Here is a 22531-nt window from a genome sequence, read left to right as displayed (position 1 = left end):
GTATAAGGGACAGGTGGGGAGCACGGGGGTGATGAGGAGGGGCACTGCCGCACGGGGCACGGACAGCTTCAGCCTTCCGACGGCCTCTCCAGGTTGGGCGGAAGCCCCGTGGAGGAGGCCGGCCTGGGCCAGGCCCGGGCCGGCCTCCTCCACCAGGCGCCGCCCCGCGTCCGTCAGGGCCACGCTGCGCGAGGTGCGGTTGAGCAGGACTACATGCAGATGCTCCTCCAGGTGCCGCACTGACTGGCTCACGGCGGCTGTGGAGACGCCGAGCTCGCGCGCCGCGCCTCGGAAGCTTTGCAGCCGCGCGACGGCCAGGAAGACGTGGAGCTGCTGGAAGAGGGCCGTCTTCATTGCAGTGGCTCCTTGGAGGCGCTGAGGGGAGTTCCCTGAAGGCCCCTTTCGCCAGGGCGCCGGGCCGCCGTCAACCCCTGCTTAACGGCCCGTTCGCGCCCCTTCGGCTGGTCCCCACGGGGGGCGCCGCATAGTCCTTCCAGGGACTGCGCGGCCCTCGTGTGCGCGCCCGAAGACTCGAGAGAGAGAATCATGTCCATCGCACCTGCTGGCGCACCCCTCGCGCCGGCCCCCCGCTCCACGTCCTGGAGCGCCGTGTTCGCGCTCACCCTGTGCGTCTCGACGCTCATCGCGTCCGAGTTCATGCCGGTGAGCCTGCTGACGCCCATCGCGTCGGACCTTCACCTGACGGAAGGCCGTGCTGGCCAGGCCATCGCCGTGTCCGGCCTCTTCGCCGTGCTGACGAGCCTCTTCATCGCGTCCGTGGCGAGGAGCGTGGACCGCCGGAAGCTGCTGCTCGGCCTCACCAGCGTGATGCTGGTGTCGGGCGTCGTGACCGCCCTGGCGCCGAGCTTCACCGTGCTCATGGTGGGCCGCGCGTTCATCGGCGTCGTCATCGGCGGCTTCTGGTCGTTGTCCGCGGCCACCGTCATGAGGCTGGTCCCCGAGAAGGACGTGCCTCGGGCGCTCTCGCTCCTGAATGGAGGCAACGCGCTGGCCACCACCATCGCGGCGCCGCTCGGCAGCTTCCTGGGGCAGTACATCGGGTGGCGGGGAGCGTTCTTCGCCGTTGTCCCCCTGGCCGCCATCACCTTCGCGTGGCAGTTCTTCACCTTGCCCCCGATGCCCACGCAGCGGGCCGCTCCGCCTCCGAGCGCGCTCGCCGTCCTCCGACGCCCCGAGGCGCGGTGGGGTCTCCTGGCGGTCACGCTCTTCTTCATGGGGCAGTTCGCCCTCTTCACATACCTGCGTCCCTTCCTGGAGACCGTCACCCGGGTGGGCGTGTCTCCGCTCTCGCTGGTCCTCCTGGGGATGGGACTCGCGGGGCTTCTGGGCACGTACCTCATCGGGTTCCTCCTGGCCCGGCGACTGTCCACCGTGCTCATCGCCGCGCCGGTGGTGATGGCCGTCATCGCGGTCGCGCTCGCCGTCGTCGGCCGCTCCCTGGCGCCAACGGCCGTCCTCCTCATGGGGTGGGGGCTCATCGGCACGGCGGCGCCTGTCGCCTGGTGGACGTGGCTCAGCCGCGCGCTGCCTCGCGACGCGGAGGCGGGCGGCGGCCTCATGGTCGCGGCCATCCAGCTCGCCATCACGGTGGGGGCCTCGCTCGGAGGGCTGCTGTTCGACCGGGGGGGCTACCAGGGCACCTTCGCGGCGAGCGCAGCGCTGCTCGGGGCCGCGGCCCTCGTCGCGGTCCGGGCGTCGAGGGACGTCCGCGCGGGAGCGGCCGAGGCCCCTACGGCGGCACCGGAGAACCTCGCCTGGACGGAGGCGCGAAGGCCCACCGTCAACGAGCGCTGAACGGCCCATTCACGTCCGACGCGTGGTTCCCACCCGAGCCGGGCGGTATCCCTTGGACATGGGCGCTGTCGAATCTCACCTTCCACCCACGAGGACGAAGAGATGAAGACGATGAAACGATTCCTCACGACACACCGCCGCACCTGGCGCGGTGCACTCCTTCTCGGCGCCTCCTCCGCGTTGCTGGCCTGCGCGGCGCCCGCGGCCTCGGTGGCGCGTCCGACGCCGGGCCTCGAAGCCGGGGACACGTCCCAGGGGGCGGACAACTTCTACACGAGCGACAGCGTCACCGTTCAGCGGGTCGTCTTCAGGAACCAATACGCGATGGATACCGTGGGGACTCTGTTCGTTCCCAAGGACATGAACCGAAGCGAGAGGCATCCGGCGGTCGTCGTCGGTCATCCCATGGGGGCGGTCAAGGAGCAGAGCGCGAACCTGTACGCCACGAAGATGGCGGAGCAGGGCTTCGTCACCCTCTCCCTGGACCTGTCCTTCTGGGGCGAGAGTGCCGGCCAGCCCCGCAACGCCGTGGCGCCGGACATCTATGCCGAGGACTTCAGCGCCGCGGTGGACTTCCTGCGCGCCCAGCCGTTCGTCGACAAGGAGCGCATTGGCGCCATCGGTATCTGCGGCAGCGGGAGCTTCGTCATCAGCGCGGCGAAGATTGATCCACGCATCAAGGCCATCGCGACGGTCAGCATGTACGACATGGGGGCCGCCAACCGGAACGGGCTCAATCATTCGGTGTCCCTCGAGCAGCGCAAGAAGCTCATCGAGGAGGCGGCGCTGCAGCGCGACGTGGAGTTCACGGGCGGCGAGGCCCGGTACACCAGCGGGACACCCGAGGTGCTGAGCGACACGTCCACCGCGATTGACCGCGAGTTCTACGACTTCTACCGCACCGCGCGGGGGCATCGTCCGAACACCACGACGCATCCGAGGCTGAGCACCAACACGAAGTTCATGAACTTCTACCCGTTCACGGACATCGAGACGATTTCCCCCCGGCCGATGCTCTTCATCGCGGGTGAGAACGCCCACTCCCGGGAGTTCAGCGACGAGGCCTACCGGCTCGCCGGTGAGCCCAAGGCGCTGGTCATCGTGCCCGGCGCGGGCCACGTGGACCTCTACGACCGCGTCCAACTCATTCCCTTCGACAGGTTGACCACGTTCTTCCGGACGAACCTGGGGTGAGCCGCAGGTCGCCAGGCAGTGCACACGAGACAAGGAGGAGACGACCATGCGTGGAGTGGTGATGGAAAAGCCCGGCGACGTTCGCGTCGAGGAGCGCGAGGACCCGAAGATTCTCGAGCCGACCGACGCCATCATCCGGCTCTCGGCGACCTGCATATGCGGGTCCGACTTGTGGCCCTACCGCGGCGTCGAGCGCGTCGACCGCACGCCCATGGGCCATGAGTACGTCGGCGTCGTCGAGGAGATTGGCGACGAGGTGAAGACGCTGAAGGTCGGTGACTTCGTCGTCGGCTCGTTCGTGATTTCGGACAACACGTGCGAGATTTGCCAGTCCGGGTACCCGTCGCGGTGCGTGCGCGGCGAGTTCGTGTCGCAGACGATTGGCACCCAGGCCGAGCGGGCCCGCATCCCCCTCGCGGACGGGACGCTCGTGGCCACGCCCGCGCAGCCCCCGCCGGAGCTGATTCCGTCGTTGCTCGCCGCCTCCGACGTGCTCGGCACGGGCTGGTTCGCCGCTGTCGCCGCCGAGGCTGGCCCGGGCAAGACGGTGGCGGTGGTCGGTGACGGCGCGGTCGGGCTGATGGGCGTCCTGGCCGCCAAGCAACTGGGAGCCGAGCGCATCATCGCCATGTCCCGTCACGCCAAGCGGCAGGCGCTGGCCCGCGAGTTCGGAGCCACCGACATCGTCGAGGAGCGGGGCGACGAGGGCGTGGCGAGAATCAAGCAGATGACGAATGGGCTCGGCGCGCACAGCGTGATTGAAGCGGTCGGCACCCAGGAGTCGATGATGCAGGCCATTCGCGCCACCCGCCCCGGCGGGCACATCGGCTACGTCGGCGTCTCCCACGAGGGCGTCTCCCTCCCGGCGGACGAGTTGTTCTTTTCCGAGGTGCACCTGCACGGAGGCCCTGCCCCGGTGCGCCGGTTCCTGCCCGAACTCATCCAGCTCATCTGGGACCGGAAGATCAACCCTGGCAAGGTCTTCGACCTCACCTTACCGCTCGCGGAAGCGAGCGAGGGCTACAAGGCGATGCACGAGCGCCGCGCCATCAAGGTGCTGCTCACCCTTTAGAGGGTGTTGTCGAAGCTCGGCGCGGTGAGCACCGGGAGAACATGGGGAAGCGCTACCCGTCGCCCCAACGAGGGGCGGCAGCGTTGGTACGGCCTGCCTCCCGAGATTGAGCGGCCACCGCTTCCTCGCGGATTCATGGTGGTGGAGCGCTGCTGGGTGAACCTCTTTCGCCGCCTCGGCAAAGACTACGAGCAGAAGCCCGCCTCCAGCGAGGCCTTCATCGGGCTGGCCATGACGGCGCTCCTGCTGCGCCGGCTCGCTCCTGCATGAGGGTTCGACAACACCCTCTCAGGGTTGAGGTGTCGGTGAGCGAGCCTCGGGGGCTTGGAGAACCAGGTCTCCTGGTCGGGGCCCCGCGTTGGCGCGCCAGCCGGGGGCCAACTCCAACACCCAGCCCTCGCCTTCCCAGCGAGCATCTCGGGGCTCCGAGCGGGGGGCGTTCACCGTGGCCGTCTTCCAGTCCGAGGAGAGGAGCACGTCGGAGGTCGCAGTGAGCGAGCCCCATGCATCGACGATGCGAGCGCCGGGATACACCGTGCCGTGCTCGGCGAGCGGGATGAGCTCACCGGGGTTGAATTGGATGCGCATGCGAACCAGGGGAAGGTGTAGCACTGGGCCCTCCACCAACTTCTTGCGCAGCGCCTCGGCCCGGGCTTGGGCGAGGCGAGCCCGCTCGCGTTCGGTATCTCGCAAAGCGGCGCCTCCGTAGCGTGCTTCGCGCTCGGGTGAGGGCTCGGGCGTGCCCAGCCGCAGTGCGTCCTGGAGCAGCGTTCCCAGGTCCGCTCCGGCGAGCGCTCGGGCACGCCACCCCTGGGCGCGGGGGCCCGCCTCGTCCAGCAGGAGGCCGTAGGCGGGGCCTGATGCATAGGCGAAGGAGCGCACGAAGGAGCTTCGCTTGACGGCATTGGCGAGGTTCTCCAGCGCTAGGGCTCGCCTGCCACGTGCGTCGGCCACCGCCAGCGCCACGCCCGTGTATTCGGCGAGGCCTTCGTGCTCCTCGAGGAGCCTTTCCGCAACCGCTGATTCAGGGAAGAGCGCTCGGCGCTCGCGACGGAACACCAGTGCGTCCTCGACGGCGCGGCTGCGGACCGAGGGTGTCGTCGCGCGCAGGGCGGCCTCGAGGGCACGCCACTCGAGTTGCAGCAGCGTGCGGCCCTCGAGGCCATCGAGGTGGGCATTGTCCTTCTCCCGCCCAGGGTGGCCCAAGGTGGTGCGGAGCCGATGAAAAGCCTCGTGGGCAAGCAGGGCACGGCGACGCGCGGGGGCGTCGGGCAACGGAGCTTGGAGCTGGACCCAGGTGGTTCCCGCCCAAGTCAGGGCCGTGTTGGCGATGGTGAGCTCCGAGGGGAGCACTCCCACCCAGGGCCCTGTCCCCGCTCCCTTCGGCCAGGTGCTCGCGACGAAGACGCGCGTGACGGGATGGACGACGAGGAGCGGGGCACACAGCGACTGGCCCCACAGTCGCCGTCCCTCGGCGTCACACGTCCGTTGGAATTCCGCGAAGGCCGAGGTGAGTGCCCCCACCTCCAGAACCTCGGGCACTGTTTTCACCTCGGGCTCGGCCGCGGCCGAACCGAAGCTTGAGATGATAGTCGCCGCCACAGCCAGCCGCGCGAGTCTCACCCGTCGAACGAGTCTCAAGCCGCCCTCCATTGTTGGGTCGACAGTATAGGACCTGGCCTCTACTGCAACCCACGAGGAGCATCTGCCCCAGCACCGCGCGGACTTGCGCCACGCAGTCGCGGCTCCTGGGAAGGCCGCGCCGCTCGGCTGGGAGACGAGGTGTTCTCCTACGTGCGCGCCTCGCTCGCGATGACGCACTGGCGATGGTGGCCTTGACGCGCTCATGACCCAAAGAGCCAATTGGACGAGCGCGTGTGGTAGCCCAGCCGCGGGTGATGCGGCGCTGGCGTGCGTGTTCAGCGGTCTCGGAGTACACAGGGAGATCATGAGTCGTCCAGAACATGGAGACGAGGGAAGCACCGAAGAACTCATCCAGGTTGCCCTCGAAGGGGACGAAGATGATGAGCGCGCTTGGGATGCCATCCGAACACTGCATTGTCGGGGGACGCGTGACGTGTTGGACGCCGCCATCCAACTTCTCGGCACCTCCTCCGCGAAGGCGCGGGGGCGCGGCGCGGATATTCTTGGCCAGCTTGGCGCCGGGAACCCCGTTTTCTCAGGGGAGCGTGGCGAAGCGCTATTGGACCTGCTTCGGCGGGAGAGGGAGCCCCTGGTCCTGCTCTCAGCAGGCGTTGCACTGGGGCACATGGTGGAGCCCCGCGCGCTGACCGAACTCATCGGTCTGGCGAATCATCCCGCTGCCGAGGCGCGATATGGCGCGGTGCACGGACTGGCGGTCTTGGATGCGCCGGAAGCGGTTGAGGCGCTCATCCAGCTTTCGGCTGACGAGGACCGCGATGTTCGGGATTGGGCGACCTTTGGTCTGGGGACGCTCCAGGAGGAGATCGACACACCGCGGCTGCGTGATGCGCTTGCGGTGCGCCTCGGCGATGAGGACCCGGAGATTTTCGGGGAGGCACTGGTGGGCCTGGCGGCCCGCAAGGACCCTCGCGCTGTCGGAGCCGTGCACGCTGCGCTTTGTGGCAATCCGGTGACTGTGTACGCGCTCGAGGCCGCTGCGTCTCTGGGCGACCCGAGCTTCTATCCGCTTCTCCTCGCCATTCGCGATGAGGGACGCTCTGCGGATAGCTACTTCCTGAGCGTCCTGGGTGATGTCATCTCCCAGTTCGAGCAGAAGTTGACCTGAGACCTTTCGGTCGCTCTGCGGAGGCCGACATGCCTCACATGTATGGCCTGAGGTTGGAGTCCTCCACGCCGCCGTGCTCTGGTGACTCTGCGCAGCACTTGTCGCCGAATATGCCCCCGCGTTGGCATTGATGCCCGGCGCCCGCCGCGCGCGCCTCGCTCACTCGTCTTGGCGCGCTGCCCATGGTGAGCTTGGCGCATCCATGACGCAGCGACCGAATTTGGGGTAGGCACACCCGTGCTTGATTCTCCCGAGTGGGCTTTGCGGTGTCAGGGCGTACCTGGGTGAAAAGGGGAGGTCGTGATGATGCGGAGTCGTGGGCCGAGGGCGTTCCGTCGGGTGGGTCTCCTTGGCTTCGTGATGCTCGTGAGTCAGCTCGTGGCGGGGGGCGCGCACGCCGAGACTCCGGACGAAGTCGCGACCACCCTTGCCGCAATCGACGCGGTTCTTGCCCCAGCCGGGGCCAGGCGTGTGGACGCGAGCCGGTCGTCGACCGAGAGGATGGGAGGTACCCTCTGCAGTGCGACCCCGCGAGAGCCGGGAGCTTGGAACCGGGACTTCCTCTGCGACGCGACCACGCCGGTCGGGCGGTGGACGTTGCAGAACCTCCGTGCGGATGGCGGGCAGCGCGTCAGCGCGAACCTCGAGGTGCGGAGGTTCACTTCGACGGAACGAGGCCAGTTCGCCAAGGACACGGCCCTCGAGCGGTACGGCGGTGAAAATGCCTCTCTATCCGAGGGGGCGATCAGCTGGTGTTTCCTGGATGTGTCCTGGACGGAGGAGGTGGTGTTCTCACTCTGGTACGGATGTGACATCAGCCTTCCGCACGTGAAGGCGCTTCAGTCCGTGAGGTCGGAGCTCCTGAAGGTGGGCAAGCCATTCCGGGAGACGGGGGTCGTGGGCGTGGCAGGCACTCACAGTGGCTGGAGCTACCTGCTCGACGCGGAAGGTCGAAAGCGAGCACCCTTGGTCGATGAGGCTCGATTCAGGCACTTCCTCAAGGTTGTCGATGTGGCTGCAGACGATGTGCTCTGGCTGCGCGAGAGGCCTCAGTCAAGTGCTCTGGGAGCGAAGCTCGACAAGCTGCCAGCGACGGCGACCTGTGTTCCATTGGTTTTCACTCCTCCCTCCAGGGCTCAGGAGCTGAAGGGGTGGGTCCGGGTGAAGTTCAATGGACGGGAGGGTTGGGTCAAGCAGCGATACGTCGCCGAGCAGCCCGCGAGCGAGTGCTCCCCCCGGCAGTGAACTGGAGGAAGGCGCCGCTCACCACGCAGAGGCCCCTCGAGGACGGGCCGCCTTCGAGACGACCGCCTTGGGTGGAGCCCTCCGGTGATCCATGACGGGCCCGTCCAAGCCGGTCGCGACGCCGTCCTCGGGAAGCGCCCGATGGACGTTCTGCGAGGGGGATGGCCGCACCCTTGACAAGCTCGACCAGGAAACGGGCGCATGGGAGCGGTGGGCCAACCGACAGAGGCTGCGAATCCGCTGGCGGTTCACTGTCCCAAAGGCCCGGGCGAAGTTCGGCTACAACTCACCAATCTTCTCCCGGTCAGAGGACTGGAGCCTTTGCAGCGCAGGGTATGCCCCTGCGGTCAGTGGAACGACGCTCAATAATTTGTAGGGTCAGCGGTGCGCAGTAAAGCGCCCTCGCGCCATGAAAACGTTCTCATCATCGATAATGACTTGCGTGCTTGCATCTGTGCGCCAGACGTCGATGAGTTCCCGTACTCGCGTGGAGGTGAGGGGCCAGACGTCACCATGCGGAGGCTTCTCGACGAGCACCCACTCATGGACGCGCCCCTCGTCCGGCTGTGGGCCACCCACGGCGTAGATTTCGCTGCGGTCCGCCAGCAAGGCGACAAGGTTGCTGCTCAGCAGCGCCGAGCCCTCACTGTGCTGGGTGAGCATGTCCACGCCCCGAGAGAGGCTCGCCAGTCGCTCCGGTGTCCTGGGACAATGACGCGGGGAGGTCTGGGGAGAGACAAGCGTGCTCGTGAGCTTCCGCAGGTTCGGCTCGTTGCTGGCGAGGAGCACCACGCTGGTGGAGGCGATGACCCACCAGGGCGGGCTCCGGGTGCGGAGGACAGGCAGGAAGCCCATGAGCGCCGCGGCGACAACCGATACGCCATAGTGAAACCGCCAGGCCATGGCGAGGAAGCGGATGCCCAGCATCGGGAGCAGGACCAGCAGCCAGGTCCAGTCGGGCCGCAGCCGTTCACGCCATGCCCAGACCCCCAGTGGGACGAACAGCAGCGTCAGGGTGCCGATGCGCGACACATGAGGCGGAGCCAGACGGAGCGAGAGATAGTGGAACCAGCCTCCCTCCATCCCCTGTCGGAGGCGGGAGGTGTAGTCCACGGTGGGGCCCAGGAGCCAAGGGCGCAGCCCATAGACCCATGTGAGCCAGGCGAGCGACAGCGCCCCCACGAATGTCGCCAGGCGTCGCTCCCCACGCAGGAACAGCGCGAGGGTCAGCATGACGCCTCCGAAAGCGAACTCCTCCTTGCAGGCAAACAGGAGGACCAGCGACGCCAGGAGCAATCCTTGGCGGCGCAGATGGAAGGCCAATCCCGTCAGCACCCAGGGCAGCACGGACCACGTCGTCGGGTGGACGGGGAACTTCATGGCCTCCACCATGCTGGGACTCAGCAGCAGGAGTGCCGCGAGCAGAACCAAGGCATTGCGGCTCAGCAACCCCTTCAAGTGGAGCCAAAGCAGGGGGGCCACGGTGAGCAGCACGAAGAGTGCCTCGACGACCAACGCGGCCCACATGGGTGGGATTATCCGCGCCAGAGGATGTGCCACCCAGAGGATGGGGTCGAAGTGGTCGTTGAAGATGAAGACCTGCCGCGCGCTGATCCACGGGTTGGGCTCCGCCAACGACAAGCGCGCCACTGCCTGGGAATAGATACCCAGGTCGAAGTTCGGGAAGCATGCCTGCGCGGCCTGAAGCCAGACAGGGACTACGACGAACACCCCCCAGATGAGGACCACGAGAAGCAGGGCCATGGCCCCCAACCCGTGCCGCATGCGTTCGGGGCTCGAATCACTAATGGAAGGAACCATGGCGCCAAGTCGAGGCGATGCTGGCAACGGTCGTGGGCTCGTGCCGATTATCGCTCTCCTACGGTGTCAGGTCCTACAGGCCGTGTCACGGCTTTGGACGAAGGGGGCCGCCGGAACAGAGCCATGCGTCCTTGTCAAACTGCGCGGGACGTTGTTGAGCAACAGCAGAACCCGGACTGGGCGTTTGGCGACTACGCGGTGCGTGCAGTGACAGTCGTGGGGCCCAAAAATTGAAGTTGGGTGAAATGAACGCCGACTGAGCAGGAGATGACGCGCATCGGCTGAACCCTCTCACGCGACAACTACCTTGACGCTCACCGCGAACTTCGCGCAGCCACTGAATTTCGGGTAGGCACAGCTCCCCAAGTCGGACGTGGACCTCACTGCGGGCACCCTCGTGGCGGTTCGGTTTCACGCGAGCGACATGACCAGGGGCTGCCATGCGGGACCTGCTTCCCATCGACAAGGGACTGGTGCCCTTCCTGCGCAAGGTCATGGCCACTCTCGCGGCCGGGGTCAGCCCAGCCCCGCCGTTACGCGCGCCACCAGCCAAAAGGTCCCCCTCACGATGTTGCCGGGCCGCAGCCGGGGTGTCGCCTCGTCGGCCGCCGCGAGGACGTCATAAGTGCCTCCATAGGTCCGCACGAGGGCGTGCTGGAACGGGTGGCCGGTGACGCCGTTGGTGCGCACGTCCGCGGCCTCGACGTGCCCGGTGAAGTGGGCTCGGGGCTCGACGGGCCGAGGAGGGCTGCCCTTCGACATGAGCGAGGCAGGGTCGGGGATGAAGAACTGCGAGCCCAGCAGCGCCTTCCCCGGCTTGCGCGAGGCCTCGTAGGCCGCCTTGTCCGGCCAAGCCTGCAGCGACTCGGCGAAGGCGCACTGGGCCAGCTCCAGCATGATGTCGGTCTGGATGCGCTCGCGCACCAGCACGAGGTCATCGAGCTGCGTGGCGAATGGGTAGAGGGCGTCGCCTTCGAGGTCCACCAACTCGGCCGCCAGCGAGTCGCAGAAGCGGCAGCTCTTGTCGGCGGCAAATCCGGTGGCGCGGACCCGCAGGCGCGACTCCGCCCGGAAGCCCGGGGTGGCGCACTGCACCTTGCCCGCGTGGTTGAAGACGAAGCTGTAGCTCGCACCCGAATCGTCGGACCACACCTTCAACTCGTGGTCGCGCGTCGTGCCCGCGGTCGTGGTGTGCTCCAGCAGGGAATCCATGACGTGCCCAAAGGCCGCCTTGTCTTTGGGGCGGAGTCCGATGCAGGCGAGGTGGCTTGTCATCCACCAATGGTAGCACGCGCCTATTGCTTCGCCGCGCCGCGCACCTCGTCCAGGACGCTCAGGTCGACCAGGTCCTGGAGGCCGGCGTCGGGGATGAAGCCCGGCGCCTTCGCGTGGGCCGCGGCGGTGGCGAGCGCGGAGGGCACCGGGGCCAGGCTGGGCTCCATGCGGGAGAAGGCATCCTGGAGGACATTGGTGGGCAGGGGCTTGCGGGTGAGCCGGGCGAAGGCGGCGTTTACGGTGTTCCTCGCCCCAAGGTTGAAACCTATGGGCTTGGCCCCCCGGTGGAGAGGGCAGAAGGTTGGATGTGAAGCGCCTGAAGCAGGACGCGCATCAGCCCTCCCAGCAGCATTTTCGAGGCCCATCGCCCCCGCGCCTGACGGCGAGCGCCCCCAGCCCGTGCATGGGCAGACAGGCCCGGAGAATCCGGCTCCTTGGTCTAACAAGCTGAATGTCATTGGATGACATTGCCGTACCAGCGCTGGCGCGTGGTGGCTAGACTGCCGCTATGCGCGGGCGCTCCTTGAAATCCCCCGCCTCGGCCGAAACCGGGACGCGGGTTTGCGGTTGACGATCTCACCTATGAACCAGCCGGCGGCTCTTTTTCCAGGGCATCGGCAAACTTCCGCATCAGTCTCACGAAGACTTCTATTTCGTCCTTGTCCCAGTCTTTGAAAATAGCGTGGCCCATCCGCTCGCGCGCCGCGTCGATGCGGTCCGTCATCGCCTTCCCCCTCACCGATATGACCGCCTCACGCACGCGGCGATCAAGGGGATTCTCGCGGCGCTTCACCAAGCCGAGGCTTTCGAGCTTGGCCACCTGCCGGCTGACAGTGGTGTAGTCGCGTCCCGCACGCTCGGCTAGGTCCACCACACCAATGGGCCCCAGCCGCTCGATGCCCACGAGCACGGAGAACAGTGCCCGATCGAGCCGGATGCCGGCTTCCTCGATCATCTTCTCGTCGTTCCGCGGCCGATTCAGCGCACTGACGATGCTGACCAGCGCCCCGTGTAGCACCTTCATCTGTTCGGAAATGTGTGCATCTTGCACATTTTTTCTGATGGGCATAGCGTGGCTCCTATTGGGTGCATATTGCACATATTGGAGTTGGCATGGCAAACCATTCGACGACCGACGTTCTGATCTGCGGTGCCGGCGCGGCTGGCCTCACCCTCGCCATCGAGCTGGCGCGCCGCGGCGTCGCGTTCCGGCTGCTCGAGAAGATGTCCAGGCCGTTCCCGGGTTCGCGCGGTAAGGGCATCCAGCCGCGAACGCAGGAAATCTTCGAGGACCTTGGCATCCTCGACAGGGCGGTGGCGGCCGGCGGACTCTATCCGCGGCAGCGTACCTATCGCGATGACGGCAGCTATCTCGATTCGGACATGGCCGAGGACGCCGAGCCGACCCCTGCCGAGCCTTACCACTTGCCCTTGATGGTCCCGCAGTTCGTGACCGAACGCATCATGCGCGAGCGGCTGAACGAGCTGGGCCATCGGGTGGAATTCGGCTGCGAGTTGCTCGGCTTCGAGCAGGATGGCAGTGGCGTCATTGCGCGCTTTGCGGGACCGAACGGCGAGGAAACCCTTCACGCCCGCTATCTGGTCGGCGCAGATGGCGGGCGCAGCTTCGTGAGGAAAACGCTCGGCGTGGACTTCCCCGGCAAGACGCTGGGCGTGCACGCCCTGGTGGCGGATGTCGTGCTGACGGGGCTGGCCCCCGATGCGTGGCACCAATTCAACGACGGCGACATGGAGCGGATGGTCGCGATCTGCTCGCTGGCCGGAACCGATCTCTTCCAGCTCCAGGCGCCGATCCCGCCGGATGCACAGGCCGACCTCTCGGCCGACGGGCTGACCGCCCTGATCGCCGGACGCACGGGGCGCGCAGACATCATCGTGCGCTCGGTGTCCTGGGCCTCGGATTACCAGATGAACGCGCGGCTGGCCGAGCGCTACCGCGTGGGCCGAGTGTTCCTCGTGGGTGACGCCGCCCACGTGCATCCGCCGACCGGCGGACAGGGGCTGAACACCAGCGTGCAGGATGCCTACAACCTGGGCTGGAAGCTCGCGGCCTCGCTACGGGGGGCGCGGGAAGACCTTCTCGACAGCTATGAGGTCGAACGGCGCCCGGTGGCCGAGGCCATGCTCGGCCTCTCGACCCGGTTGCTCGATGCCCAGAAACAAGGCGGGATGCGGCGAGGACGCGAGGTGCGTCAGCTCGATATCGGTTATCCGGACTCACCGCTCGCCAAGGAACTGCCCGAACGCAAGGGCGGCCTGCGTGCGGGAGACCGCGCGCCGGACGCTCCGATCCGTGGCGCGGCAGGCCAGCCATCGAGGCTGTTCCAACTGTTCCAGGGGCCGCACTGGACACTGCTGGTCCATGAGGCCGACGGTGCATTGATCGAGGCACGTCCGGGCCTGCATGTCCACCACATCGGCGCGCAGAGCGAGGTCGTCGACGCGTGGGAGCACATTCGTGACGCCTACGCATTGGCACCAGGCGAGTGCGTGCTGATTCGTCCGGACGGATATGTCGGCGCAATCCTGAACGCGGACCAGACCGCGGAGCTCGAGGTCTATTTGGCCCGCATGGGTGTGGCTCGTCTTGAAGAAGAATCGAAATGAAAGCCGCGACCGTTACCGCTGCGGGACTGGTACCTGCGCTGGGCGTGCTTGGCTCCCCTGTGGCATCCGAAGGCGAGAAGCTGATTCGGGTAAGCACCGTCGCCATCAGCCATATCGTCAAGGCCCGTGCGTCGGGCGCACATGACAGCGCGGACGAGTCGTTCCCGTTGGGGGGGCCAGGTGGGCTCGGTGTCTGCGCAGGACATCACCCTGCCAAGCCCCGTCCTGAGCGCCTCGGCGATCGAACTGATGGGCAGCGGCCTGGAGAGGGTCTTCAAGCGGGTGCCTTTCGCCGCTTGCGACAAAGCATGGCCGCAGGATGACGGCACCCGCCGCACAGTCTTTGTCATGAATGCCGGAGGAATGGGAAATGACAACTGATTCCTTACCGAAAGATGCGACCGGTAGGCCGAAGACGCTTGACTGGCGGTTGCTCCTGCCGGTCTTTGTGATCGTCAGCATGTATGCCGCCGGTATGGCTGCTGTTATGCCGGTGCTGCCCTTCTATATACGGGAGATGGGGGGTTCTCCGCTGGTCCTGGGCATCGTCGTTGCGACGGAGGCTTTCAGCCAGTTCTCCTCCGCCCCAGTCCTCGGCCAGCTTTCCGACCGATTCGGCCGGAAACGGATTCTTCTTGCGAGCCAGTTCGCCGCAGCAGTGAGCTTGCTGTTGCTCGCAAGCGCGCCGAACATCTTCTTCATACTGCTTGCCCGAGCGCTTTTCGGAATGACTGCGGGGAACCTCTCGGCCGCCGCAGCCTACGTCGCGGATCATTCGGACGCCAAGAATCGACGGCAATCCATTGGCATTTTGACAGGCGGGGTAGGTTTGGGAGGGATTGTCGGCGCGGGCCTTTCTGGCCTTTTGTCCGACACCTCATTGACCGCGCCGATTTACGCAGCCCTCGTGTTGACGCTCCTTGCCGTCGTCGTGACTTTCTTCCGGCTGAAAGACGGATGGGCGACGCCTCGCCTTGAGGGCCAAACCAACGGAGAGAAGCGTTCGTTCCGCGCGATCCTGGGGGCCCCCGTGCTCCGAATACTTGTCATCGTGATGGTGTGCCATTTCTTCGCCTATGGCATGTACACCTCGCAGATGCCCGTATTTCTCGCGGATACATTCATCTGGAACGGCCACGCTTTCGGACCGAAGGAACTGAGCTACATCATGATGGTCGATGGTGTGATCAATGTCCTTGTCCAACTTTTCCTATTGGGTTGGCTGGGAAAGTATTTCACCGAGCGGAACTTGATCGTCTTGATATTCGCCCTTGTCTGCGCCGGATTCCTGACCGCTGGCCTGGCCGACACCTTGCCCGTTCTCGCTTTTGCAGTGCTTTGCGTCAGCACCGGCGACGCCCTTGCAAAGCCCACCTACCTTGCGGCGCTCTCCGTCCAAGTCCCTCCCGAGCGGCAAGGAGTCGTCATGGGAGCGGCACAAGCACTGATCGCGGTAACGGACATCTTGTCCCCCGTTCTGGGTGGCTTCATTCTGGGGTATGCGCTTTACGGCGTCTGGATCGGCGTCGCCATCGCTGTCGCCCTTGCCGGAGTTGCGGTGACCATTGCCCGACTCCCGAAGAGCGATCCGGAGTTGATAGCGAAGCCCGAAGCGCCGTAGGAAAGGCGGTGATGTTCCTATTGCTTTCGACATTCACTACCTGGTGCGGCAGCTTGGCGATGCGCCCAAGATGTTCGGCTGGTTGTCAGGCGACTCATTAGCCCGAGTGGAGCGGCTGCCGCGGAGCGCCAGGCGGCAGCCTTCCGCGTTCCTGGGGCCCTGGCGCTTGAAGCGGGAGGAGACCGACGTGGGCGAACGCCCGCGCCCTGCCGAGGATTTGGGGGGCTCCGGGGCGCTGTCTTCCCTACCCAGATGACCCGAGCCGGCATGAGCAGAGAGCCGAGAGCAAAGGGCTGTGCCGGTCGAGAAGCGCGGCCGAGGCAGTCCGAGAGCCGTTCGTCAAGATCTGCTCCCGGCGGACGGGGCCGGGCGTCTCAGCGCGCGCGCCGGTAGTGCATGGCGACCGTGCCGCTGCGGAGCGGCTTCGCCGAGACCAGCTCGAGACGTCGCGTGCTGGGCAGCCCGCTCTGGTACAGGGTCGGGCCGTGGCCGACGATCCTGGGGTGGACGAGGAACTTGTACTCGTCGATCAGATCCAGCCGGTCCAGCTCGGTCGCGAGCTTGCCGCTACCGAGGAGCACGCCGGCCGGGGTCGCGTCCTTGAGCTTCTGCACGCCCGTGCGCAGGTCGCCGGCGATGTGGTGGCTGTTGGTCCACGGGAAGTCCTTTCGCGTCGACGACACGACGTACTTCGGCTTGGCCTCCAGCTTGACCGCCCACTCGCGCATCGCCGGCGGCGCCTCCTCGTCGCCGCGGGCGACCGCTGGCCAGTCGCTCTCCATCATCTCGTAGGTGACGCGGCCCCACAGCATCGCCCCGCACTCGTCCATGAGGCGGGTGAAGAAGGCGTGTGTCTCGTCGTCGGCGATTCCCTCCTGGTGGTCGACGCAGCCGTCCAAGGTGACGTTGATGCTGAAGGTCAAGAGTCCCATGCGGCGAGTCTAAGCCATACACTCCTGGCGATGGAACGGCAGGCCGTCGCAGAACTTGTCGCTGAGGACGTGCGCCAGGAGCGAAGGTGTCGCGAGCGCGCGCGGAAGGAGCTGCGGCGGCAGCGGTGCGGTCACGAGCGTCGGCGCCGATCCTCGGGGCGGAGCCCTCAAGCAGCGGGGCGTTCAGCTCGATGCGTTCCTCCGGGAGGTCGGCCTCGCGTAGGTCGCGATGGCCAGTCGGCTTGCGCTTGCCGCCAGGCGGGCGCGCCCCGCCCGTCTCGGTTGGAGCCGCCGGCGCGGACGCAGCGGGCTGTCCGAGTTGCTGGTTGAGCGCGTCGAGTGCCGCGAGCTTGTGGGCAAACTCGAGTGCCAGAGTGGTGGGGATTGAGTATCGCGCACTCAGTTGGGGACGTGCGGTGCGTGTCGAAGCCCATAGGTTCGCGGCGCGAAATCCGGAGCCGCGCGGGGCGTGCGTAACAAGCCCCGCGCGTTCCTCTACGAGCGTCTCACGCAATACCTGGCGCCTGACCAGCTACGGGCCCAGGTGCGCCGGGTATTGAAGTCGCGAACACGCTGGCGTGCTGGCGAACAGCGAACGTGAGGTGATGGTGCGTTCCCACTCGTTGCCACGCTGTGCGATGACGCCGCGTCTCGTTCCCCAGTCCTCGTAGGCCATGAACCGCATGATAGACGCGTCGGCTACTGACGCACGAAGCCGCGCGGGTGGCTGCGCGCGGTGCTCGTGGGCCGCAGATTCGCGGACTCGAACTGCTCGTAGCGGAAGCCGGAGCCCGGCTCGAAGACGTTGGCGGTCACCTCCCAGGCCGTGCCTTGACCGCTGGGGGCGGGCCTGCTCGGAGCCAGCGTGCTGGGCTGCGGGAAGTCGAAGGCCTGCGCGCCCGCCTGTGCCTGCGAGAGATACACCCAGTCCCACGACATCCCTCGCGCGCCTCGACGCACGGAGAGCAACTCCGTGCCCGCGGGCGCGGTGAGCTGATACGCCCCCTCCGCGACCGTCGGCACCGTCCCGGTGCCGCATTCACTCAGCCCCGGCGCCACGCCCCGGATGCCATCCGGTAGCGCCACCGCGCCGACAGCACCCGCGGGAGGATTGTAGACCCGGGTCGTCAACGTCTCGCAGAGCGCTGCCGCCACGACCGTCGCCTCGAGCGAGACGGCCTGAGTGGCGGGTGCGGACGCAGGGATGTAGGTCGCGGAGAACGTCCTCGACGTGCCGCCCGTGCTCTCTGGGGGGCCATTGGGCTGCGCGGGAAGTCCTGACTGGAGGCGAACCCCTCGCGCATAGCGGGCATTGATGAAGGCGGGCCAATCCGCGGGAGGCACGAGGGTGCCTGTCGTCGTCGTGGTCGCCAGGGGGCCTGGTTCCAGCGCGATGTCCAACGTCGTGTCCGCGACCAGCGGCCCCACCTCCCCCACGTCCTTGTGAGAATAAAGGCCTCCCGACTCGTAGTAGGCATAGACGGAGAGCGGAACGCCCGCCGGCACCCCCGCGAGCTTGTAGCTGGCGACCCCACCCGTCAGACCGACGTAGAACGTGGTCGCGCTGAAGCCGGTGGGCGCGACCACCCAGATGGTGGCGCCACTGAAGCCGCTCGTCACTCCGCCCGAAATCGTCCCCGACAGCGTGACGGTCTCCGCCGCGGACGACGGAGTGGCCCGCTGCCACGCCGTTCCGTCAAAGGTCCACACCGCCCCGGTCCCCGTGAGGAGGACGAGGTCGCCTGTCGTGGGGTCCGTCTCGAGCTTCACCCCACCACTGCTCGGAGGACTCCCCGCTGCGCCCTGCGCGGTGATCGTGGTCCACGCCCCCGCGCTGAACCGGAGCAGATCGTTGCGCGCGGCACCGTTGGACGTTCCTCCGAAGAGGTACATCCCCGCGCCGGGCCGATAAGCCATCAATCCACCGCGACGGACCGCCGGCAGCGAGGGCGCGCTCGCCCAGGCATTGGTCGAGCGGTTGTACGTGGAGCACGTCGCCAGGTCGGCGCCGATGGGCGCGCCGCTCGCACTGCCGCAGATCCACATGAGCCCGGAGCTCGTGTCGAGCGCGGCGGCGGCGAAGGCACGTGCGGCCGGCAACGTCCCGGTGGGAGACAACTTGGCCCACCCCTGGGCATGGCTCCAAAGCTCGTTGTTGACGAACAGGCCTCCCTGCGAGCCCGTCCCGGAGGTACCTCCGAACAGCAAGATGCTGCCCGAGACCGGGGAGGCCGTCACCGCTGCGCCCGAACGCGCGGAGGGCCCCGGCGCCCCCACTTGCTGCCAGGTCCGAGTGGCCGAGTTGAACTGCCACGTGTCCGACAGCTTCGACCCCGTGCAGCTCTCTCCACCGAAGAGCACGCTGATGCCGCTCTCCCGATACTGGAAGGCGCCACCGACCCGCGCCGGAGGCGCCGCGGGCGTCGAGAGTCCCGGGACGCCCCACTCCTCCCAGGTTCCGGTCGCGACGGAGGTGAGCGCCACCGTGTCATTGAGACACCCCGTGGGCTGGTTTGTGCCCGAGCCCCGTCCGCCTGTCATGATGAAGCCTCCCGCCTGCGCATCCCAGGTGGCGCTCGCGCTGCCGCGCGGCAGGGGCACCGGGTAGCCGGGGACGAGCAGCGTCACCAGCGAGGCATTCACCCGCGCCATCGTGGCGTTGGAGAGCCCCGCGCCGTTGGCGGTCACGTCCACGGTATCCGATACGCCATCCAGCCCCAGGCCGGTGAAGTAGGCGCGCCCCTCTGCATCCGTGAGCGCTTCACGCGCGGGCACGTACTCCACGCCATTCTTTCGCACCCGTACGCCCGCGCCCTCGTGTGCGCGCCCATCCTCTCCAATCACGAAGACGGTCAGCGCGTCCGTGATGGGGCTGCCCTCCGGCTCCACGCCCACCGTGCCATTGGACCCGAGCGCCCGCGGAGCCACCACCTCCAGCGACAGCGTGGCCTGGGCTGTCTGCCCGTTCGCGTCCATGACGACGACGTCCACCGCGTGGCTTCCCGCCATACCGGGCGCGGGAATCCCAGAGAGGATGCCGGTGTCCTCGTCGATCGTGAGACCAGACGGGAGTCCGGTGGCGCTCACCTGGAGCGGCGCGGTGCCTCCCGCCGCGAGGATTGCCTCCGCGACACCGGGAGCACGACGGTACGTCACGCCTTCAGTTGCCTGGGTGAGCTCCGTCGTGAGGATGGCGGGGGCCGAGTCCAGTGAGGCGGCGGAGATGTCTGTCTTTTGTGGCGCGGTGCGGTCGGGGGAATGGACAGCGGGGGATTCCATACAGCCTTGGCTCAGCAATGCGGAAAGACAGCCAATGCCCAGGATACGAGCGGTGGTCATGAACGCTCCAGGTCACGAGGGACCTCTCTCAGCCAGGCCTTCCACCTCGAAGCACGCCGAATCGCGTTGCCAGGCCCACTCAAGAGAGGATTTGAAGCCGACGCAGGGTGGCGGACCGGACGAGCAGCGTCAAGGCTGATGGGCTTGCATCGAAGCCCGACCCAGGGAGGGACGCGCAAGGCCTCGCTCCAACGTGGGTCGGCGCCCCTTCGGGCATCCCGCGCTCCGGGAACCTTCCCGCTTCGCCCCCGCCGTGTCCATTTCGACAGGGCACGGCCGCGCGCTGTACGTGGGCACTGCCTGCCGGGGCCGCGCCGCGCTGAAGTTCTCTCCGACCAGCCGGTCGTACGTGAGCAAGCGATAGCGCCGCATCCAGTCCGCCCAGGTCCTCGGCGCGGACTGAAGATGATGTCACCCCGCGAATTCCGTACTGCTCATTCCCAGCCCTGAGCTGTCCGATTTGACGGGGGCAACTCCAGGGGAATGGCCCCCAGCCTTGCTGGCCAGGGAGTTCGACAGTCTCGTGCGCGCCGCGCTCACTCGCGTTGATGTCCGCATGACCCAGCGACCGCATTTGGGGTAGGCACAGGGTGTGTCATGAGGCCAGTTGACGCGTCAGCAACTGCGGCTGACGTGTCAAACGCGGAGCCTGGCTGTTTCATCCTCCTGAATCACGCTGGATTCGGCCTGGCGCATCATGGCGCCGTCATTGCATGGGCTCGACTCAGGTTTGCTGACCACACGCCGGGACTGACCGCCCGGGCCCTTTGGCTTGCACCTTGGCCGCCGTGCTTGCTCAGGAAACTTTGGCCACTCAGGCACCTACGCGCCTTCCACCCAGGGCAGACCGGACTTCAACGAGATGGGCGACGACATCACAGCCAGACGCAAGGATGCGCATCTCGACCTGTGCGTCACGGGTGATGTCGCACCCACCGGTAACAGCACCCTGCTGGAGTGCGTCAAGCTGGTCCACTGCGCGATGCCGGAAATGTCCGTGGAGGACGTGGACCTGTCCACGGCGTTCCTGGGCAAGCGGCTGCGCTACCCGCTGCTCGTCACCGGCATGACGGGTGGGACGGAGCGTGCGGGCGCGGTGAATCGCGACCTGGCGCTGCTCGCCGAGCGCCACGGCCTGGCCTTCGGTGTGGGCAGCCAGCGCGCCATGTCGGAGGACGCCTCGCGGGCCGCGTCCTTCCAGGTGCGGCAGGTGGCGCCCACGGTGGCGCTCCTGGGCAACATCGGCATGTTTCAGGCCATCGGGCTGGGCGTGGATGGGACGCGCCGGCTGGTGGACGGCATTGGCGCGGACGGGCTGGCGTTGCACCTCAACGCGGGCCAGGAGCTGACGCAGCCCGAAGGCGACCGGAACTTCCAGGGCGGCTACCGAGTGGTGGAGCTGCTGGTGAAGGCCTTTGGCGACCGGCTGCTGGTGAAGGAGACGGGCTGCGGCATCGGCCCGGACGTCGCGCGGCGGTTGGTGGACCTGGGCGTGCGGAACCTCGACGTGTCCGGTCTGGGCGGGACGTCCTGGGTGCGCGTGGAACAACTTCGCGCGTCAGGCGTACAGGCACAGCTGGGGGCGGAGTTCAGCGCGTGGGGCATTCCCACGGCGGCGGCCCTGGCCACGGTGCGGCGCGCCGTGGGCCCGGACGTCCACCTGGTGGCGAGCGGTGGCCTTCGCACGGGGCTGGACGCGGCCAAGGTGCTGGCGCTGGGGGCGAACCTGGCCGGCATGGCGCTGCCGTTGTTCCGCGCGCAGCAGGCGGGCGGGCTCGAGGCGGCAGAGGCGGCGCTGGAGGTCATCCTGGCGAGCCTGCGGCAGGCGCTGGTGCTGGCGGGAAGCAGAAGCTGCGCTGAACTGAGACAGCGCCCCCGGGTCGTCACCGGCGAGTTGAAGGATTGGTTGGCGGCGCTGTAGAGGGTGGCCGCGCTGAAGTCTGGAAGGAACAACATGTCTGACACCGTGACGTCCCGGCTTCCCGGGTTCCACAAGCTGCCGATGGAGGAGCGCCACGCGCACCTCTCCCGCATGTTCCGGCTCACGCCCGAGGACCTGCGGCAACTGCTGGGCTCGGAAGTGCTCCAGCCCGTCCTGGCGAACCAGATGATTGAGAACGCGGTGGGGACCTTCTCCCTCCCGCTGGGGCTGGGCCTCAACCTCCAGGTCAACGGACGTGACTACCTGGTGCCCATGGCGGTGGAGGAGCCGTCCGTCGTGGCGGCGGTGTCCTTCGCGGCGAAGATTGTCCGGGAGGCGGGCGGCTTCATCGGAGAGGCGGACCCGTCGCTGATGATTGGCCAGGTGCAGGTGTCGCGCTACGGCGACCCGACGGTGGCCACCGAGCGCATCCTGGCGCACAAGGAGCAGATCCTCGCGCTGGCCAACAGCTTCCACCCGGCCATGGTGGCGCGTGGTGGCGGGGCGAAGGACGTCGAGGTTCGCGTGCTGCCGGCCCCGGAAGGGCCGTGTGGCGAGCCGTTGCTCATCGTCCACCTCATCATCGACGCCCAGGAGGCGATGGGGGCCAACCTCATCAACACCATGGCGGAGGGCGTGGCGCCGCTCATCGAGCAGGTGACGGGCGGCAAGGTGTACCTGCGCATCCTCTCCAACCTGGCGGACCGCCGGCTGGCGCGCGCCATGTGCCGCATCCCCATCCCGCTGCTGGCGGACTTCGAGATGCCGGCTGAGGAGATTGCCGAGGGCATCGCCCAGGCCAGCCGCTTCGCGGAGGCGGACCCGTACCGCGCGGCCACGCACAACAAGGGCGTGATGAACGGCATTGACGCGGTGGCCATCGCCACGGGGCAGGACT

19 protein-coding genes are annotated in these 22531 nt (G+C 67.3%); 11 read left to right on the top strand and 8 right to left on the bottom strand.

What is annotated here, in order from left to right; translation table 11 throughout:
• Positions 1-354, bottom strand: a 354-nt coding sequence (locus FL344_RS33920) for a LysR family transcriptional regulator (RefSeq protein ID WP_141621440.1), incomplete at its 3' end; no start/stop codon positions are given.
• Between the two features lie 192 nt (positions 355-546).
• On the opposite strand from FL344_RS33920, the gene FL344_RS33915 reads away from it, so the two are divergent.
• The 4 genes from FL344_RS33915 (at position 547) to FL344_RS39870 (ending at position 4351) form a co-directional block, all read left to right on the top strand.
• Positions 547-1815 carry an MFS transporter gene (locus FL344_RS33915; RefSeq protein WP_141621439.1) on the top strand — a complete coding sequence of 423 codons (1269 nt, stop codon included), beginning with the start codon at positions 547-549 and terminating at the stop codon, positions 1813-1815.
• A 111-nt stretch (positions 1816-1926) separates the two neighbouring features.
• Positions 1927-3009 (top strand): alpha/beta hydrolase, encoded by a 1083-nt coding sequence (locus tag FL344_RS33910; protein ID WP_194863359.1) that lies wholly within the window; start codon positions 1927-1929, stop codon positions 3007-3009.
• A 46-nt stretch (positions 3010-3055) separates the two neighbouring features.
• Complete coding sequence (locus FL344_RS33905; RefSeq protein ID WP_141621437.1) at positions 3056-4081, top strand: zinc-dependent alcohol dehydrogenase family protein; 1026 nt, start codon at positions 3056-3058, stop codon at positions 4079-4081.
• A 135-nt stretch (positions 4082-4216) separates the two neighbouring features.
• Positions 4217-4351, top strand: coding sequence for a hypothetical protein (locus FL344_RS39870; protein WP_255508258.1), 135 nt, complete (start codon positions 4217-4219; stop codon positions 4349-4351).
• A gap of 18 nt (positions 4352-4369) precedes the next feature.
• Here FL344_RS39870 and FL344_RS33900 read toward each other — a convergent pair whose 3' ends face one another.
• On the bottom strand, positions 4370-5623 hold the full coding sequence (locus FL344_RS33900) for a hypothetical protein (RefSeq protein WP_228565564.1): 1254 nt from the start codon (positions 5621-5623) through the stop codon (positions 4370-4372).
• A 406-nt stretch (positions 5624-6029) separates the two neighbouring features.
• Between FL344_RS33900 and FL344_RS33895 the strand changes: the two genes are divergently transcribed.
• The gene (locus FL344_RS33895) at positions 6030-6851 is read left to right on the top strand and encodes a HEAT repeat domain-containing protein (RefSeq protein ID WP_194863358.1); all 822 of its coding nucleotides are present in this window, start codon (positions 6030-6032) and stop codon (positions 6849-6851) included.
• 357 nt (positions 6852-7208) lie between these two features.
• Positions 7209-8096, top strand: a complete 888-nt coding sequence (locus FL344_RS33890; RefSeq protein WP_194863357.1) for a hypothetical protein — start codon at positions 7209-7211, stop codon at positions 8094-8096.
• A 378-nt stretch (positions 8097-8474) separates the two neighbouring features.
• On the opposite strand, the gene FL344_RS33885 is transcribed toward FL344_RS33890, so the two are convergent.
• The 4 genes from FL344_RS33885 to FL344_RS33870 all read right to left on the bottom strand — a co-directional run bounded on the left by FL344_RS33885 (position 8475) and on the right by FL344_RS33870 (position 12261).
• Positions 8475-9860, bottom strand: coding sequence for a DUF2079 domain-containing protein (locus FL344_RS33885; RefSeq protein ID WP_141621434.1), 1386 nt, complete (start codon positions 9858-9860; stop codon positions 8475-8477).
• Positions 9861-10433: 573 nt separating this feature from the next.
• Entirely contained in the window at positions 10434-11129 is a 696-nt protein-coding gene (locus FL344_RS33880; RefSeq protein WP_141621433.1) for a hypothetical protein, read from the bottom strand.
• 83 nt (positions 11130-11212) lie between these two features.
• Entirely contained in the window at positions 11213-11359 is a 147-nt protein-coding gene (locus FL344_RS33875; protein WP_194858359.1) for a hypothetical protein, read from the bottom strand.
• Between the two features lie 413 nt (positions 11360-11772).
• Entirely contained in the window at positions 11773-12261 is a 489-nt protein-coding gene (locus tag FL344_RS33870; protein WP_141621432.1) for a MarR family winged helix-turn-helix transcriptional regulator, read from the bottom strand.
• Positions 12262-12305: 44 nt separating this feature from the next.
• Between FL344_RS33870 and FL344_RS33865 the strand changes: the two genes are divergently transcribed.
• The 3 genes from FL344_RS33865 to FL344_RS33855 all read left to right on the top strand — a co-directional run bounded on the left by FL344_RS33865 (position 12306) and on the right by FL344_RS33855 (position 15441).
• Positions 12306-13820, top strand: coding sequence for an FAD-dependent oxidoreductase (locus FL344_RS33865; protein WP_141621431.1), 1515 nt, complete (start codon positions 12306-12308; stop codon positions 13818-13820).
• A 189-nt stretch (positions 13821-14009) separates the two neighbouring features.
• The gene (locus FL344_RS33860) at positions 14010-14201 is read left to right on the top strand and encodes a hypothetical protein (RefSeq protein WP_141621430.1); all 192 of its coding nucleotides are present in this window, start codon (positions 14010-14012) and stop codon (positions 14199-14201) included.
• Positions 14191-15441 carry an MFS transporter gene (locus tag FL344_RS33855; protein WP_141621429.1) on the top strand — a complete coding sequence of 417 codons (1251 nt, stop codon included), beginning with the start codon at positions 14191-14193 and terminating at the stop codon, positions 15439-15441. Before FL344_RS33860 ends, FL344_RS33855 begins: the two co-directional genes overlap by 11 nt.
• Positions 15442-15815: 374 nt before the next feature.
• Here the strand turns inward: FL344_RS33855 and FL344_RS33850 are convergent, their stop codons facing one another.
• Both FL344_RS33850 and FL344_RS33845 read right to left on the bottom strand, forming a co-directional pair.
• Positions 15816-16373 (bottom strand): dihydrofolate reductase family protein, encoded by a 558-nt coding sequence (locus FL344_RS33850; protein ID WP_141621428.1) that lies wholly within the window; start codon positions 16371-16373, stop codon positions 15816-15818.
• Between the two features lie 699 nt (positions 16374-17072).
• On the bottom strand, positions 17073-19712 hold the full coding sequence (locus tag FL344_RS33845; RefSeq protein ID WP_141621427.1) for a kelch repeat-containing protein: 2640 nt from the start codon (positions 19710-19712) through the stop codon (positions 17073-17075).
• 862 nt (positions 19713-20574) lie between these two features.
• Here FL344_RS33845 and fni point away from each other — a divergent pair.
• Together fni and FL344_RS33835 are read left to right on the top strand one after the other, a co-directional pair.
• The gene (gene fni / locus FL344_RS33840; protein ID WP_141621426.1) at positions 20575-21633 is read left to right on the top strand and encodes a type 2 isopentenyl-diphosphate Delta-isomerase; all 1059 of its coding nucleotides are present in this window, start codon (positions 20575-20577) and stop codon (positions 21631-21633) included.
• 33 nt (positions 21634-21666) lie between these two features.
• A partial coding sequence (locus tag FL344_RS33835) for a hydroxymethylglutaryl-CoA reductase, degradative (RefSeq protein WP_141621425.1) occupies positions 21667-22531 on the top strand: 865 nt, incomplete at its 3' end.

The sequence above is a fragment of the Myxococcus sp. AB036A genome, from assembly GCF_006547355.1.
Taxonomy (GTDB): Bacteria; Myxococcota; Myxococcia; order Myxococcales; family Myxococcaceae; genus Myxococcus; species Myxococcus virescens.
This window is presented reverse-complemented; position numbering and strand designations above follow the sequence as displayed.

Coding starts and splice junctions, on each gene's coding strand:
- FL344_RS33905 (WP_141621437.1), top strand. CDS start 3,056: ATGCGTGGAGTGGTGATGGAAAAGCCCGGCGACGTTCGCGTCGAGGAG.
- FL344_RS33875 (WP_194858359.1), bottom strand. CDS start 11,359: ATGGAGCCCAGCCTGGCCCCGGTGCCCTCCGCGCTCGCCACCGCCGCG.
- FL344_RS33910 (WP_194863359.1), top strand. CDS start 1,927: ATGAAACGATTCCTCACGACACACCGCCGCACCTGGCGCGGTGCACTC.
- FL344_RS33915 (WP_141621439.1), top strand. CDS start 547: ATGTCCATCGCACCTGCTGGCGCACCCCTCGCGCCGGCCCCCCGCTCC.
- FL344_RS33895 (WP_194863358.1), top strand. CDS start 6,030: ATGAGTCGTCCAGAACATGGAGACGAGGGAAGCACCGAAGAACTCATC.
- FL344_RS39870 (WP_255508258.1), top strand. CDS start 4,217: ATGGTGGTGGAGCGCTGCTGGGTGAACCTCTTTCGCCGCCTCGGCAAA.
- FL344_RS33855 (WP_141621429.1), top strand. CDS start 14,191: ATGACAACTGATTCCTTACCGAAAGATGCGACCGGTAGGCCGAAGACG.
- fni (WP_141621426.1), top strand. CDS start 20,575: ATGGGCGACGACATCACAGCCAGACGCAAGGATGCGCATCTCGACCTG.
- FL344_RS33850 (WP_141621428.1), bottom strand. CDS start 16,373: ATGGGACTCTTGACCTTCAGCATCAACGTCACCTTGGACGGCTGCGTC.
- FL344_RS33870 (WP_141621432.1), bottom strand. CDS start 12,261: ATGCCCATCAGAAAAAATGTGCAAGATGCACACATTTCCGAACAGATG.
- FL344_RS33865 (WP_141621431.1), top strand. CDS start 12,306: ATGGCAAACCATTCGACGACCGACGTTCTGATCTGCGGTGCCGGCGCG.
- FL344_RS33880 (WP_141621433.1), bottom strand. CDS start 11,129: ATGGATTCCCTGCTGGAGCACACCACGACCGCGGGCACGACGCGCGAC.
- FL344_RS33845 (WP_141621427.1), bottom strand. CDS start 19,712: ATGACCACCGCTCGTATCCTGGGCATTGGCTGTCTTTCCGCATTGCTG.
- FL344_RS33885 (WP_141621434.1), bottom strand. CDS start 9,860: ATGGCCCTGCTTCTCGTGGTCCTCATCTGGGGGGTGTTCGTCGTAGTC.